General features: G+C 41.7%; 16 protein-coding genes and 1 pseudogene. All 17 read left to right on the top strand.

Annotated elements, in window-relative coordinates; genetic code table 11:
- Positions 1 to 80: 80 nt before the first annotated feature.
- The 17 genes and pseudogenes from HMPREF9184_RS02880 to HMPREF9184_RS02960 all read left to right on the top strand — a co-directional run bounded on the left by HMPREF9184_RS02880 (position 81) and on the right by HMPREF9184_RS02960 (position 14,131).
- The gene (locus HMPREF9184_RS02880; protein WP_000498560.1) at positions 81 to 782 is read left to right on the top strand and encodes a M57 family metalloprotease; all 702 of its coding nucleotides are present in this window, start codon (positions 81 to 83) and stop codon (positions 780 to 782) included.
- Positions 783 to 883: 101 nt separating this feature from the next.
- Entirely contained in the window at positions 884 to 2,707 is a 1,824-nt protein-coding gene (gene uvrC / locus HMPREF9184_RS02885) for an excinuclease ABC subunit UvrC (protein WP_001061123.1), read from the top strand.
- Positions 2,708 to 2,731: 24 nt separating this feature from the next.
- Positions 2,732 to 3,337, top strand: a complete 606-nt coding sequence (locus HMPREF9184_RS02890) for a hypothetical protein (protein WP_000618102.1) — start codon at positions 2,732 to 2,734, stop codon at positions 3,335 to 3,337.
- The gene (locus tag HMPREF9184_RS02895; protein ID WP_001015758.1) at positions 3,334 to 4,179 is read left to right on the top strand and encodes a metallophosphoesterase family protein; all 846 of its coding nucleotides are present in this window, start codon (positions 3,334 to 3,336) and stop codon (positions 4,177 to 4,179) included. The genes HMPREF9184_RS02890 and HMPREF9184_RS02895 overlap by 4 nt, the downstream gene beginning before the upstream one ends.
- 152 nt (positions 4,180 to 4,331) lie before the next feature.
- Positions 4,332 to 4,856, top strand: coding sequence for a hypothetical protein (locus tag HMPREF9184_RS02900; protein WP_000720911.1), 525 nt, complete (start codon positions 4,332 to 4,334; stop codon positions 4,854 to 4,856).
- A gap of 185 nt (positions 4,857 to 5,041) precedes the next feature.
- Positions 5,042 to 5,647 carry a nitroreductase family protein gene (locus tag HMPREF9184_RS02905; protein ID WP_000670155.1) on the top strand — a complete coding sequence of 202 codons (606 nt, stop codon included), beginning with the start codon at positions 5,042 to 5,044 and terminating at the stop codon, positions 5,645 to 5,647.
- Positions 5,648 to 5,659: 12 nt separating this feature from the next.
- Positions 5,660 to 7,060, top strand: coding sequence for a dipeptidase PepV (gene pepV, locus HMPREF9184_RS02910; protein WP_000125073.1), 1,401 nt, complete (start codon positions 5,660 to 5,662; stop codon positions 7,058 to 7,060).
- A 53-nt stretch (positions 7,061 to 7,113) separates the two neighbouring features.
- Positions 7,114 to 7,698, top strand: coding sequence for a uracil-DNA glycosylase family protein (locus HMPREF9184_RS02915; RefSeq protein ID WP_000078106.1), 585 nt, complete (start codon positions 7,114 to 7,116; stop codon positions 7,696 to 7,698).
- 12 nt (positions 7,699 to 7,710) lie between these two features.
- Positions 7,711 to 8,202, top strand: a complete 492-nt coding sequence (locus HMPREF9184_RS02920) for a prolyl-tRNA synthetase associated domain-containing protein (RefSeq protein ID WP_000340327.1) — start codon at positions 7,711 to 7,713, stop codon at positions 8,200 to 8,202.
- 21 nt (positions 8,203 to 8,223) lie between these two features.
- Entirely contained in the window at positions 8,224 to 8,442 is a 219-nt protein-coding gene (locus HMPREF9184_RS09435) for a rhodanese-like domain-containing protein (protein WP_000659265.1), read from the top strand.
- Between the two features lie 184 nt (positions 8,443 to 8,626).
- Positions 8,627 to 9,952 carry a branched-chain amino acid transport system II carrier protein gene (gene brnQ / locus HMPREF9184_RS02930; protein ID WP_001074592.1) on the top strand — a complete coding sequence of 442 codons (1,326 nt, stop codon included), beginning with the start codon at positions 8,627 to 8,629 and terminating at the stop codon, positions 9,950 to 9,952.
- Positions 9,953 to 10,053: 101 nt separating this feature from the next.
- Entirely contained in the window at positions 10,054 to 11,091 is a 1,038-nt protein-coding gene (locus HMPREF9184_RS02935; RefSeq protein WP_001076923.1) for a M42 family metallopeptidase, read from the top strand.
- 1 nt (position 11,092) lies between these two features.
- Positions 11,093 to 11,554: pseudogene (locus HMPREF9184_RS02940) on the top strand (HIT family protein).
- 14 nt (positions 11,555 to 11,568) lie between these two features.
- Positions 11,569 to 12,285, top strand: coding sequence for an LD-carboxypeptidase LdcB/DacB (gene ldcB, locus HMPREF9184_RS02945; protein WP_000747734.1), 717 nt, complete (start codon positions 11,569 to 11,571; stop codon positions 12,283 to 12,285).
- 122 nt (positions 12,286 to 12,407) lie between these two features.
- Positions 12,408 to 12,833: a 50S ribosomal protein L11 gene (gene rplK / locus HMPREF9184_RS02950; RefSeq protein ID WP_001085808.1), complete on the top strand. Its 426-nt coding sequence runs from the start codon at positions 12,408 to 12,410 to the stop codon at positions 12,831 to 12,833.
- 97 nt (positions 12,834 to 12,930) lie between these two features.
- Positions 12,931 to 13,620, top strand: coding sequence for a 50S ribosomal protein L1 (gene rplA / locus HMPREF9184_RS02955; RefSeq protein ID WP_001085675.1), 690 nt, complete (start codon positions 12,931 to 12,933; stop codon positions 13,618 to 13,620).
- 73 nt (positions 13,621 to 13,693) lie between these two features.
- Positions 13,694 to 14,131: a GNAT family N-acetyltransferase gene (locus HMPREF9184_RS02960; RefSeq protein ID WP_000943032.1), complete on the top strand. Its 438-nt coding sequence runs from the start codon at positions 13,694 to 13,696 to the stop codon at positions 14,129 to 14,131.
- Positions 14,132 to 14,153 lie beyond the last annotated feature (22 nt).

The following is a 14,153-nucleotide window of genomic DNA, read 5'->3' on the forward strand; positions in this document are numbered from 1 at the left end:
CAGTAAAATAGAGAATCTATCTTGATCAAGGAGAATGTGATTTCAAGATAGGTTCTTATTTTTATGAAAGGTGGGACGTCATGTTCTGGATTATTCGATTATTGTTCCGATTTTTGTTGGGAATTTGGCGTTTCTTCTGGCGTCTGGTTTGGACTGTGGTCATTCTACTGCTCATTGCTTTTGGAGTGCTATGGTATCTGACAGGTGATTTTCATTCTGCAGTCAATCAGGTTAAAAAAATGAGCCAGATTGGTCAAGGTGGCTGGAATCAATGGCAGGAAACGGGAACGCTGGAAGTCTTGTCTCAGACAGACAGTCACCAACATGCTGAAGGCAAGTGGACTCAGGCTTCAGCTCGCATCTATATTGAGCCTCAAATGGATGAGACCTTCCAAGGCGCCTATGCAGAAGCTATTAAAAACTGGAATCAAACGGGAGCCTTTACCTTTGAAGTGGTAGCGGATTCTAGCCAAGCAGATATTGTGGCAAGTGAAATGGACGATGGATCGACAGCCGTAGCTGGTCAAGCCGAGAGCCAAACCAATCTGTTGACCAATCAATTTATATCTGTAACGGTTCGTCTGAATCATTATTATCTATCCAATCCAAGTTATGGTTATTCTTATGAACGGATCGTGCACACGGCGGAGCACGAGCTGGGGCATGCCATCGGTTTGGATCATACCAACGAAACTTCTGTCATGCAGCCAGCAGGTTCCTACTATGGAATTCAGCCCCAGGATGTGACAGCTGTTCAAGAACTCTATACCAGTAGCGACTAGATGAAGTCGGTGCAATCTTAAAAGAAATCAAAGCTCCTCCAACAAGTGATTGGTGGGGCTTTTTGTTCGTCCTGTTACGGCCTTTTTGCTATAATGGAACTATGAATAACTTGATCAAATCAAAACTAGAGCTTTTGCCGACCAGCCCTGGTTGTTACATTCACAAGGATAAAAATGGCACCATTATTTATGTAGGAAAGGCTAAAAATCTGCGCAACCGCGTGCGGTCCTATTTCCGTGGAAGTCATGATACCAAGACAGAGGCTCTGGTGTCTGAAATTGTGGATTTTGAATTTATCGTCACTGAGTCCAATATTGAGGCACTTCTCCTAGAAATCAACCTTATCAAGGAAAATAAGCCCAAGTACAATATCATGCTCAAGGATGATAAGTCCTATCCCTTCATCAAAATCACCAATGAGCGTTATCCTCGTTTGATTATCACCCGTCAGGTCAAGAAGGACGGTGGTCTTTATTTTGGTCCTTATCCAGATGTGGGGGCAGCCAATGAAATCAAGCGACTACTGGATCGAATTTTCCCTTTTCGGAAATGTACCAACCCGCCCTCTAAGGTCTGTTTTTACTACCATATCGGCCAGTGTATGGCCCACACCATCTGTAAAAAAGATGAGGCCTATTTCAAGTCCATGGCTCAGGAGGTTTCTGATTTCCTAAAAGGGCAGGATGACAAAATCATCGATGACCTTAAGGGTAAGATGGCAAAGGCAGCTCAAAGTATGGAGTTTGAACGTGCGGCGGAATACCGTGACCTGATTCAGGCTATTGGAACACTTCGGACCAAGCAACGGGTTATGGCAAAGGATCTCCAAAATCGGGATGTCTTTGGTTACTATGTGGATAAGGGCTGGATGTGTGTTCAGGTTTTCTTTGTCCGTCAAGGAAAACTCATCGAGCGGGATGTCAATCTCTTCCCCTACTACAATGATCCGGACGAGGACTTTTTGACCTATGTGGGACAATTTTATCAAGAAAAATCTCACCTGGTTCCCAATGAAGTGCTGATTCCGCAGGATATCGATGAAGAAGCCATTAAGGCCTTAGTGGATACCAAGATTCTCAAACCCCAGCGTGGAGAGAAAAAACAACTGGTCAATCTAGCTATAAAAAATGCCCGTGTTAGTCTGGAGCAAAAGTTCAATCTGTTAGAAAAATCTGTTGAAAAGACCCAAGGAGCTATTGAAAATCTGGGAAGCTTGCTTCAAATTCCGACCCCAGTACGTATCGAATCCTTCGATAATTCTAATATCATGGGAACCAGTCCTGTTTCAGCCATGGTGGTCTTTGTCAATGGCAAACCGAGTAAAAAAGACTACCGAAAGTACAAGATAAAAACGGTTGTTGGACCAGACGATTATGCCAGTATGCGTGAAGTCATTCGCAGACGTTATGGTCGAGTTCAACGAGAAGGTTTAACCCCGCCAGATTTGATTGTCATTGATGGGGGGCAAGGTCAAGTCAATATCGCTAAGCAAGTTATTCAAGAAGAGCTAGGATTGGACATTCCTATTGCTGGGCTTCAAAAAAATGATAAGCACCAAACCCATGAACTGCTCTTTGGAGATCCGCTGGAAGTGGTGGAGTTGTCTCGCAATTCTCAGGAATTTTTCCTCCTTCAACGCATCCAAGATGAGGTCCACCGCTTTGCTATCACTTTCCACCGCCAACTGCGCTCAAAAAATTCCTTTTCATCACAACTGGATGGGATTGACGGTCTAGGACCTAAACGCAAGCAGAATCTCATGAAGCATTTCAAGTCTTTGACTAAAATCAAGGAAGCCAGTGTGGATGAGATTGTCGAAGTTGGAGTTCCAAGAGTAGTCGCAGAAGCTGTGCAGAGGAAGTTGAACCCGCAAGAATCAGTGGAATTGGCTCAAGTGGCGGAACCAATAAAAGAATTAGAATAAGTAGCTTGATAGAAAGTAGAAGATATGATTAGGATTGAGATTGACAGAGATGTACTTCTTTTTTTACGATATGCTTACTTTGGGAATTCAAAAGATTTATTTTTAGCTGCAACTACTCGAACCTATCTGGATTTCAATCGAACCTTGCGCTTTCATGGCATGCCAGATGAACAGCGCTTGGAGATGAGAAAGCAGGCTTCAAAGTGTATCAAAGAAGCAATTTTAAATCTATTGGATCGGGATAAGTTATGTCAAACTGATTTTGATAGTTGGCATCATAGGACTTGTGATACTGTTATAGACTGCTATCGCTCAAATGGGATTCGATTCACTTATGGTCATGCTCAAAAGTGGATTAATATGACTTTCAAGTATCTCTATATGCTTGAGGTTGTACCCCTAGACTCGGTTTTTCCTTTTTTACACGTACCGATAGATAACATCGTGTTAAAGAGGGCTAAAAAACAGTTAAAAATCTCAATACCTTCTCAATCGTGGAGTAGTTGGGGAGATTACGCCTTTTATCTTCAATATCAAGAACATTTGAGGCAAAGAATAGGCAAGGAAGCTCCTCTTCGTTGGGAGTTTCACAATTGGCTAGATGAAATAGAAAAAGGAAAACCATCATGAACCATAAAATCGCAATTTTATCAGATATTCATGGCAATGCGACGGCCTTAGAAGCAGTGATTGCAGATGCTAAAGTTCAGGGAGTCAGTGAATATTGGCTTCTGGGAGATATTTTTCTACCTGGTCCAGGTGCTCATGACTTGGTCACCCTGCTAAAGGATCTTCCTATCACGGCAAGTGTTCGAGGCAATTGGGATGATTGTGTCCTGGAGGCCTTGGATGGGGAATATGGCTTAGAAGACCCACAGGAAGTTCAGCTCTTGCGTATGACACAGTATTTGATGGAGCGAATGGATCCTGCAACGATTGTCTGGCTACGAAACTTACCTATGCTAGAAAAGAAAGAAGTTGATGGACTGCGCTTTTCTCTCTCTCATAATTTACCTGACAAAAATTATGGAGGTGACTTGTTGGTCGGGAATGATACAGAAAAATTTGACCAATTGCTAGATGCGGAAACGGACGTGGCAGTCTATGGTCATGTTCACAAGCAGTTGCTTCGTTATGGAAGTCAAGGGCAACAAATCATCAATCCAGGTACGATTGGCATGCCCTATTTTGACTGGGAGGCGTTAAAAAATCACCGTGCCCAGTATGCCGTGATAGAAGTAGAAGATGGGGAATTGGTAAACATTCTATTCCGAAAAGTTTCTTATGACTATGAAGCGGAGTTAGAATTGGCCAAGTCCAAGGGGCTTCCCTTTATCGAAATGTATGAAGAGCTACGACGAGAAGACAACTATCAGGGGCACAATTTGGAACTCTTAGCTAGTTTAATTGAAAAGCATGGGTATGTAGAGGATGTGAAGAATTATTTTGATTTTTTGCAAAGTGAGAAATAAAGCGACTTGTTCTTATTTTGAAGTGAGATTTGCAGTCGAATTGCTTAGAAAAGAGTCAGACAGTAAGGAAGAAAAGATGGCTTAGCTAAAGTTTGACATTGAAATTATTTTGTTATAGAATGGACTTAATTCTTAATAAAAAGGAGAACATTATGAAGAAAATTATTACAGCTAGTATGGCTCTTTTATCTGTTGTTGTCTTAGCAGCATGTTCAGGGAAAAAAACGTCTGATTCTTCAACTAAGACTTCAAGCTCTGTAGAACAAACTTCTTCTTCAGAGACCTCATCAACAACGTCTAGTTCAAAGACAGAAAATAATGAGGTTGTTTTGATCACCGATGAAGAAATTGATAATGCTAAAACTGTTGGAGATGTGAAGAAAGTATTTGGCAAATTAGTCGACAATTATAAAAAGCATGCAGTTGAAATTGGGGAGAAAATTCCAGAGAGTGGAAAAGAAGCATATAACGCCCAAGTTGAACCAGCGCTTAAGTCTATGGAGACTGTAAGAGAGTCATTTAACGAAAGCCTTTCAAGTATTGGTTCTGATGATACAGTAGTGCCAGAACAAACTCGTACTCTATTTGTTCAACAGTTGAAAACTGGACGTGACACAATGAAGAAAGCGCTGGAGGCGGCTTATAAAGCAATTGCTCCATACACATCTGGTCAATAATATAAGAAAGTAGGTGTTCTATCGCCTGCTTTTTGATTGCTTCAAATCTAAAGCGATACCTACTTAAAGAGCTTCAAATAAATAGCAGAGGGTTTGAAAGAAGTACTAACTCTATGAAAAATCTCTGCAAGCTCTTTCAAAATATGGTAGAATGGAAGCAGTAGAATTAGAAAAGGAAATCGATTATGAAATTTCTTGAATTAAATAAAAAACGTCATGCGACCAAGCATTTCACTGATAAGCCGGTGGATCCCAAAGATGTACGCACGGCTATCGAAATCGCAACTTTGGCTCCAAGTGCCCACAATAGCCAGCCATGGAAGTTTGTGGTGGTCCGTGAGAAAAATGCTGAACTGGCAAAGTTGGCTTATGGTTCTAACTTTGAGCAGGTTTCGTCAGCGCCGGTGACCATTGCCTTGTTTACTGATACAGACCTTGCCAAACGTGCCCGCAAGATTGCTCGTGTCGGTGGTGCAAAGAATTTCTCAGAAGAGCAACTTCAATACTTTATGAAAAATTTGCCTGCTGAGTTTGCACGTTACAGTGAACAACAAGTCAGCGACTACCTAGCCCTCAATGCAGGTTTGGTTGCTATGAACTTGGTTTTGGCTTTGACAGACCAAGGAATCGGATCAAATCTGATTCTTGGATTTGACAAATCAAAAGTCAATGAGGTTTTGGAAATTGAAGACCGTTTCCGCCCAGAACTCTTGATTACGGTAGGTTACACTGACGAAAAATTGGAACCAAGCTACCGCTTGCCAGTAGATGAAATCATTGAGAAAAGATAGAAAGAAGAAAAAATGACAGCAATTGATTTTACAGCAGAAGTAGAAAAACGCCAAGAAGACCTCTTGGCTGACTTGTTTAGCCTTTTGGAAATCAACTCAGAACGTGACGACAGCAAGGCAGATTCTGAACATCCATTTGGACCTGGCCCAGTAAAAGCCTTGGAGAAATTCCTTGAAATCGCAGACCGTGATGGTTATCTAACTAAAAATGTTGATAACTATGCAGGACATTTCGAGTTTGGTGATGGAGAAGAAGTTCTCGGAATCTTTGCCCACATGGACGTAGTGCCTGCTGGTAGCGGTTGGGACACAGATCCTTACACACCAACTATCAAAGATGGTCGCCTTTATGCGCGTGGGGCTTCAGATGACAAGGGGCCTACAACAGCTTGTTACTATGGCTTAAAAATCATCAAAGAATTGGGCCTTCCAACTTCTAAGAAAGTTCGTTTTATCGTCGGAACTGATGAAGAATCAGGCTGGGCAGACATGGACTACTACTTCGAGCACGTAGGACTAGCAAAACCAGACTTCGGTTTCTCTCCAGATGCTGAATTCCCTATCATCAACGGTGAAAAAGGAAATATCACAGAATATCTCCACTTTGCAGGTGAAAATACAGGTGCTGCCCGTCTTCACAGCTTTACAGGTGGTTTGCGTGAAAACATGGTGCCTGAATCAGCAACAGCAGTTGTTTCAGGTGATTTAGCTGACTTGCAAGAGAAACTAGATGCCTTTGTTACAGAACACAAACTCAGAGGAGAAATCCAAGAAGAAAACGGTCAGTACAAGGTTACCATCATTGGTAAATCAGCCCACGGTGCCATGCCTGCATCGGGTGTCAATGGTGCGACTTACCTAGCTCTCTTCCTCAGCCAGTTTGACTTTGCTGGTCCAGCAAAAGACTACCTTGAGATTGCTGGTAAGATTCTCTTGAACGACCATGAAGGTGAAAATCTCAAGGTGGCTCATGTGGATGAAAAGATGGGTGCCCTTTCTATGAATGCAGGTGTTTTCCGCTTTGACGAAACAAGTGCTGACAATACCATTGCCCTCAACTTCCGTTATCCAAAAGGAACAAGCCCAGAGCACATCAAGTCAATCCTTGAAAACTTGCCAGTTGCTTCTGTTAGCTTGTCAGAACATGGTCATACGCCTCATTATGTACCGATGGAAGATCCACTTGTCCAAACCTTGTTAAGTGTCTATGAAAAACAAACTGGACTTCAAGGTCATGAGCAGGTCATCGGTGGTGGAACCTTTGGTCGTCTGCTAGAACGTGGTGTTGCCTACGGTGCTATGTTCCCAGACTCTATCGATACCATGCACCAAGCCAATGAATTTATCGCCTTGGACGATCTCTTCCGAGCAGCAGCAATCTATGCAGAAGCTATCTATGAATTAATCAAATAAAATGATAGAAGTCTGAGATTTTATGCTTGGACTTCTTTTTGGAGGGAAACTAGATGTCTCAAATCGAAAAGATCAAACAAGCCATTATGGCAGATTCACAAAATAAAAGCTATACAGAACGCGGAATCGAACCTCTCTTTGCAGCGCCAACAACTGCTCGTATCAATATTGTCGGTCAAGCTCCGGGCTTTAAAACGCAAGAAGCTGGAATTTATTGGAAGGATAAGAGTGGTGATCGTCTGCGTGAGTGGCTAGGTGTTGATGAAGATACTTTTTACAATTCAGGTTATTTCGCAGTTCTGCCCATGGATTTCTATTTTCCAGGACATGGAAAATCAGGTGATTTACCGCCACGCTCAGGTTTTGCAGAAAAATGGCATCCACAACTCCTCAAGGAGTGTCCCAATATTGAATTGACCCTTTTGATTGGCCAGTATGCCCAAGCCTACTATTTACATGAGAAAATTAGTGGCAAGGTAACAGAGCGGGTAAAACACTACAAAGACTATTTGCCAGAATATTTTCCTCTAGTTCACCCTTCTCCTCGTAATCAAATCTGGATGGCTAAGAATACTTGGTTTGAGTCAGAAGTGGTGCCAGAATTGCAAGCATTGGTACAAAAGATTATTCATCAATAAAGGAGAAAAACTATGGACGCCTATCAACAAGTAGCTAATACCTTGCAAGAGTTGGGAATCACCTTTGATGTGGTGGAGCACCCACCTGTATTTACGACAGAGCAGGCAGATAGTTGTATTGAAGGAATGGAAGGAGTCCGGACTAAGTCCATGTTTTTGACCAATAGGAAGAAAACTCAGTACTATCTGCTTATAATGGATGACAAGAAACGATTGGATATGTATGACTTTAAAGTTCAAGTGGGAGCCGATCGGATTCGAATGGCCTCATTGGACTCCTTGGCTGAGAAAATGACCCTACCAGCAGGAACGGTATCACCTTTTGGTTTGTTAAATAATGAAGAAAAAGACATTCTAGTTTATTTTGATAAGGACATTGTATCGGAGGATATCATGACTTTCCATCCCAACACTAATGAAAAGACCATCTTTATCAAAAGCAAAGACTTGTTCCGATTTTTAGAGTCGATTGGATTTACCTATAAGTTTTTAACTTTGCATTAAAGGCATCAAAAAGAAGAAATGATGAAAGAAATTGTTTTTGACAAATTCTACCAACTTTACCAGAAAGAGTCCCTTTATGTATTAGATGCGAGAGAAGTAGAAGAGTTGGACAATGAGCAGTTGCATTATGTCATTTGTAAAGCAGGGATGAGATCAGCTCGTGCTTGTCAATTTCTAGCTGAACAGGGTTATGACGTTATCAATGTTCAAGGTGGAATGACGGCCTTTGAAAATCTTTAAACCTATATGACGATAGATTCCAGTCTTCCCTTGCTCGGTTCCAACCGAGTGAGGAATTTTGTTTTTAGATAATTCTTATTTTTAAAAATATTGAAAACATTCAATGATTAATTTTGGATGCTTTTTTCAAAGTCTTAATCATGGTATACTAGGTCAGTATTTTAGAAATATGAAGGAGATTTTTATGGCTAAAAAAGGTGCTCTAACAGGCTTGCTCCTGTTTGGAATATTTTTTGGTGCGGGGAACTTGATTTTTCCGCCTTCTCTAGGTGCCCTATCTGGAGAACAGTTTCTTCCTGCCATCGCAGGTTTTGTATTTTCGGGTGTCGGGATTGCTGTCCTAACGCTCATCATCGGAACGCTAAACCCTAAAGGTTACATTCACGAGATTTCTAAGAAAATCTCACCTTGGTTTGCGACGCTTTATCTTGCAGTCCTCTATCTATCGATTGGCCCCTTCTTTGCCATTCCGCGTACAGCAACAACAGCTTACGAGGTCGGTATCAGCCCCCTCTTGTCTGAAGCAAATAAAGGGCTAGGATTAATTATCTTTACTGTGCTGTATTTTGCAGCAGCCTATCTGATCTCACTCAATCCTTCAAAGATTTTGGATCGAATCGGACGAATCTTGACACCAGTCTTTGCTTTGCTTATCGTTATCTTAGTTGTACTAGGTGCCTTTAAATATGGCGGAACAAGTCCTCAAGTAGCTTCAGAAGCCTATCAAGCATCTGCATTCGGGACAGGTTTCCTAGAAGGGTATAACACCTTGGATGCTTTAGCCTCAGTGGCCTTCAGTGTAATCGCTGTCCAAACCTTGAAACAACTTGGATTCTCAAGTAAGAGAGAGTACATTTCAACTATTTGGGTGGTTGGGATCGTTGTAGCCCTTGCCTTCAGCGCTCTTTATATCGGTTTAGGTTTCCTTGGAAATCACTTCCCAGTTCCAGCTGAGGCTATGAAGGGTGGAACACCAGGTGTTTACATCTTGTCACAAGCTACTCAAGAAATCTTTGGTTCAACGGCTCAACTCTTCCTTGCAGCTATGGTTACCGTAACCTGCTTCACAACAACGGTTGGTTTGATTGTGTCAACAGCTGAGTTCTTTAACGGACGTTTCCCACAAATCAGCTACAAGCTCTATGCGACAGCCTTTACCTTGATTGGATTTGCCATTGCAAACCTCGGTCTTGATGCGATTATCAAGTACTCAGTTCCAGTATTGGTAATCTTGTACCCAATTACCATCGCCATTGTGATGATCGTGATTGTTAATAAGTTTGTACCCCTATCAAAACCAGGTATGCAGTTAACAATAGGAGTCGTTACAGCAATCGCTGTTGCAAGTGTTCTTGGAAGTTCCTTTAAAATTGAGTTTCTAGCAAACCTTGTGAATGCTCTACCTTTTGCAGCTGCCTCTCTACCATGGTTAGTGCCAGTAATTATCGGAATCTTACTTTCATTGGTTTTACCAAACAAGCAAGAAAGCGATGTTTTTGAAATGGAATAAAAAATAGAAATCACTTTTGTAAGTCAACTCTACAGGAGTGATTTTTCTTTTTTTCCTCTCTACTGAAATGTGCTATAATAGGTAGCAAAAGAGGTGAAGAAATGAATCAAACTATAAACTATATCAAAGAATTAACCGCTATTGCATCTCCAACGGGATTTACTCGTGATATTTCAGATTACCTAGTCCATACTTTAGAAGAGCTTGGTTACAAGCCTATTCGTACAGCAAAGGGAGGTGTCAATGTAACGATTAAAGGTCAAAACGACGAACAACATCGCTATGTAACTGCCCATGTGGACACACTCGGAGCCATTGTACGTGCTGTTAAACCTGACGGTCGTCTCAAATTGGACCGGATCGGTGGTTTTCCTTGGAACATGATTGAGGGAGAAAACTGTACTGTTCATGTGGCTAGCACAGGTAAAACGGTATCTGGAACCATCCTCATCCACCAGACTTCATGCCACGTCTACAAAGATGCAGGAACTGCAGAACGCACACAGGACAATATGGAAGTGCGTTTGGACGAAAAAGTGACCAATGAAAAAGAAACCCGCGCCTTGGGTATTGAGGTTGGAGACTTTATTAGTTTCGATCCGCGAACTGTCGTGACAGAGACTGGTTTTATCAAGTCTCGCCACTTGGATGACAAGGTCAGCGCAGCCATTTTGCTCAATCTCCTTCGAGTTTATAAAGAAGAAGGAATCGACTTGCCGATGACGACACATTTTGCCTTTTCAGTATTTGAAGAAGTGGGTCATGGTGCTAACTCCAATATTCCAGCTCAGGTAGTAGAATATCTGGCTGTCGATATGGGTGCAATGGGAGATGACCAACAGACAGATGAGTACACAGTATCTATCTGTGTCAAGGATGCTTCCGGTCCTTATCACTATGACTTCCGTCAACACTTAGTAGCTTTGGCAAAGGAGAAAGATATTCCATTTAAGCTCGATATCTATCCATTTTATGGATCGGACGCTTCAGCAGCTATGTCAGCAGGTGCAGAGGTCAAGCATGCCCTCCTTGGTGCGGGGATCGAGTCCAGTCACTCTTATGAGCGTACCCACATTGATTCAGTAGTGGCGACTGAGCGTATGGTCGATGCCTATCTCAAGAGCACATTGGTAGACTAATATGTGCTTGATTTGTCAACGAATTGAATGGATTAAGGCAGGGGAAAATCCCTACTTTGTAAAAGAACTAGAAACAGGCTATGTGGTTATTGGAGACCACCAATACTTTAAGGGCTATACCTTATTTTTAGCAAAAGAGCATGTCACAGAACTCCATCATATGGAGAATCCTGTAAAACTTCGCTTTTTAGAGGAAATGAGTTTGGTCCAAGAAGCAGTCGCCAAAGCATTTGATGCTTAAAAGATGAATATTGAACTCCTAGGAAATGGAGATGCCCACGCTCATTGGCATCTTTTTCCGCGAAGAGCAGGTGATATGAAAGGTTACGGACTTAATGGTCGTGGTCCAGTCTGGTGGGTACCCTGGGAAGAAATGGTGGCAGAAGATTGCCAGGTGCAATCCCATGAGTTGGAACAAATGATTAAAGCCTTATCTCATGAATTAGAGAAGCACTTGGCCTAAGAGAGGAAGAAAAAATGAAAAAAAGATACATCGTTTTATCTGGTTTGCTGGCAGTAACCCTAGCAGCATGTTCTCAAGAAAAACCTAAAAATGAAGAAGATACTCAAAAAACGGAACAAACTAGTCAACCTGAAGGAACTGTAGGGAGCAAATCCCAAGCCTCTAGTCAGAAGAAGGCGGAGGTTGTTAATAAGGGAGACCACTATAGTATACAAGGAAAATACGATGAAATCGTCGTAGCTAATAAGCACTATCCTTTGTCAAAAGACTATAATCCAGGAGAAAATCCAACAGCTAAGGCAGAGTTGCTCAAACTCATTGCAGCAATGCAAGCAGCTGGCTATCCGATTAGCGATCACTACAGTGGCTTTAGAAGTTATGAAACACAAACCAAACTTTATCAAGACTATGTGAATCAAGACGGTAAGGAAGCTGCAGATCGCTACTCAGCTCGCCCTGGTTACAGTGAACACCAGACAGGTCTGGCTTTTGATTTGATCGGGACTAACGGAGAATTGGTTACAGAGGAGAAGGCTGCTCAGTGGCTCTTGGATCATGCAGCTGACTATGGCTTTGTTGTTCGCTATCTCAAAGGCAAGGAAAAAGAGACTGGCTACATGGCAGAAGAATGGCATCTTCGCTACGTTGGAAAAGAAGCCAAAGAAATTGCTGCAAGTGGCCTTAGTTTGGAAGAATACTATGGCTTTGAAGGCGGAGATTATGTCGATTAAAAATGAAAGTTTTCTCTTGCATTTTTAGATAAATAGTGTATAATTGAAAGGTATGTGTAAAGCATACTTGTGGGAGGTAAAAATCTTTAATTACCGCCAAAACCACAAAGGAGGATTTAAAAATGGCTAAAAAAGTCGAAAAACTTGTAAAATTGCAAATCCCTGCTGGTAAAGCTACACCAGCTCCACCGGTTGGACCTGCTCTTGGTCAAGCTGGTATCAACATCATGGGATTCACAAAAGAGTTCAACGCTCGTACAGCTGACCAAGCTGGTATGATCATTCCAGTTGTTATCTCAGTGTACGAAGACAAATCATTTACTTTCGTTACAAAAACACCACCAGCTGCTGTTCTTTTGAAAAAAGCTGCAGGTGTTGAAAAAGGATCAGGTACACCTAACAAAACTAAAGTTGCTACAGTTACTCGTGCACAAGTACAAGAAATTGCAGAAACTAAGATGCCAGATTTGAACGCAGCAAACATTGAGTCTGCAATGCGTATGATCGAAGGTACTGCTCGTTCTATGGGATTCACTGTTGTTGACTAATCAATAACACCCCCAATATAACCCGCAAGACTTCATCATTTCGAGAAGTGACGTGGGAGATGAAAATCGATTGAACCACTTACAAGGAGAATAGAAAATGGCTAAAAAAAGCAAACAACTTCGTGCTGCACTTGAGAAAATCGACAGCACAAAAGCATACAGCGTAGAAGAAGCTGTAGCACTTGCAAAAGAAACTAACTTTGCAAAATTCGACGCAACTGTAGAAGTTGCATACAACTTGAACATCGACGTTAAAAAAGCTGACCAACAAATCCGTGGAGCAATGGTATTGCCAAACGGTACTGGTAAAACTTCACGCGTTCTTGTTTTCGCACGTGGTGCAAAAGCTGAAGAAGCAAAAGCTGCTGGTGCAGACTTTGTTGGTGAAGATGACCTTGTTGCGAAAATCAACGATGGTTGGTTGGACTTCGACGTAGTTATTGCTACACCTGATATGATGGCTCTTGTTGGACGTCTTGGACGTGTCCTTGGACCACGTAACTTGATGCCAAACCCTAAAACTGGTACTGTAACAATGGATGTTGCAAAAGCAGTTGAAGAGTCTAAAGGTGGTAAAATCACTTACCGTGCTGACCGTGCAGGTAACGTTCAAGCCATCATCGGTAAAGTATCATTTGAAGCTGAAAAATTGGTTGAAAACTTCAAAGCTTTCAACGAAACAATCCAAAAAGCAAAACCAGCTACAGCTAAAGGAACTTACGTAACAAACTTGACGATCACAACTACTCAAGGTGTTGGTATCAAGGTTGACGTGAACTCACTTTAATCAACTAGAATCTCTGGCTTCGGTCAGAGTTTTTTTATTCAAATCTATTAACAAAGGAATGGAGGAAATAAAATTGTTGAGAGAAGCTGTACAGGAGGATTTATTTGAGTTATTAAATCTCTACCTGTCCTTACATGAGAAAGAGATCCCAGAAGATAGCCTTCATTTGCAGCAAGTGTGGAGTGAGATGATTTCTGACCAGCGCCATCATGTTATCGTGAAGGATGTGGGAGAAAGAATAGTCTCCTCCTGTATTTGTGTCATTATTCCTAATTTGACAAGAGGCGTGAGACCTTATGCTTTGATCGAAAATGTGGTGACTCAAGAAGAAGATAGAGGGAAAGGCTATGCAAGCGCCTGCCTTGAATATGCTAAAAAGATAGCTAAGGAGGAAAATTGTTATAAAATGATGCTCCTGACAGGGTCTAAAAGTGCAAGTACTCAGAATTTTTATAAAGGAGTTGGTTATAATAGTGAAGATAAAACAGCCTATATTCAATGGTTGGATTAAAGCTTGAATCTTAAATAGTCAG

The sequence above is a fragment of the Streptococcus sp. oral taxon 058 str. F0407 genome (assembly GCF_000235485.1).
GTDB lineage: Bacteria > Bacillota > Bacilli > Lactobacillales > Streptococcaceae > Streptococcus.

Excerpts from the sequence above, each read along its gene's own strand:
- HMPREF9184_RS02915 (WP_000078106.1), top strand. The coding sequence starts at position 7,114 with ATGTCTCAAATCGAAAAGATCAAACAAGCCATTATGGCAGATTCACAA.
- HMPREF9184_RS02920 (WP_000340327.1), top strand. The coding sequence starts at position 7,711 with ATGGACGCCTATCAACAAGTAGCTAATACCTTGCAAGAGTTGGGAATC.
- rplA (WP_001085675.1), top strand. The coding sequence starts at position 12,931 with ATGGCTAAAAAAAGCAAACAACTTCGTGCTGCACTTGAGAAAATCGAC.
- uvrC (WP_001061123.1), top strand. The coding sequence starts at position 884 with ATGAATAACTTGATCAAATCAAAACTAGAGCTTTTGCCGACCAGCCCT.
- HMPREF9184_RS02935 (WP_001076923.1), top strand. The coding sequence starts at position 10,054 with ATGAATCAAACTATAAACTATATCAAAGAATTAACCGCTATTGCATCT.
- HMPREF9184_RS02900 (WP_000720911.1), top strand. The coding sequence starts at position 4,332 with ATGAAGAAAATTATTACAGCTAGTATGGCTCTTTTATCTGTTGTTGTC.
- pepV (WP_000125073.1), top strand. The coding sequence starts at position 5,660 with ATGACAGCAATTGATTTTACAGCAGAAGTAGAAAAACGCCAAGAAGAC.
- HMPREF9184_RS02905 (WP_000670155.1), top strand. The coding sequence starts at position 5,042 with ATGAAATTTCTTGAATTAAATAAAAAACGTCATGCGACCAAGCATTTC.
- ldcB (WP_000747734.1), top strand. The coding sequence starts at position 11,569 with ATGAAAAAAAGATACATCGTTTTATCTGGTTTGCTGGCAGTAACCCTA.
- HMPREF9184_RS02880 (WP_000498560.1), top strand. The coding sequence starts at position 81 with ATGTTCTGGATTATTCGATTATTGTTCCGATTTTTGTTGGGAATTTGG.
- HMPREF9184_RS02890 (WP_000618102.1), top strand. The coding sequence starts at position 2,732 with ATGATTAGGATTGAGATTGACAGAGATGTACTTCTTTTTTTACGATAT.
- HMPREF9184_RS02895 (WP_001015758.1), top strand. The coding sequence starts at position 3,334 with ATGAACCATAAAATCGCAATTTTATCAGATATTCATGGCAATGCGACG.
- brnQ (WP_001074592.1), top strand. The coding sequence starts at position 8,627 with ATGGCTAAAAAAGGTGCTCTAACAGGCTTGCTCCTGTTTGGAATATTT.
- rplK (WP_001085808.1), top strand. The coding sequence starts at position 12,408 with ATGGCTAAAAAAGTCGAAAAACTTGTAAAATTGCAAATCCCTGCTGGT.
- HMPREF9184_RS09435 (WP_000659265.1), top strand. The coding sequence starts at position 8,224 with ATGAAAGAAATTGTTTTTGACAAATTCTACCAACTTTACCAGAAAGAG.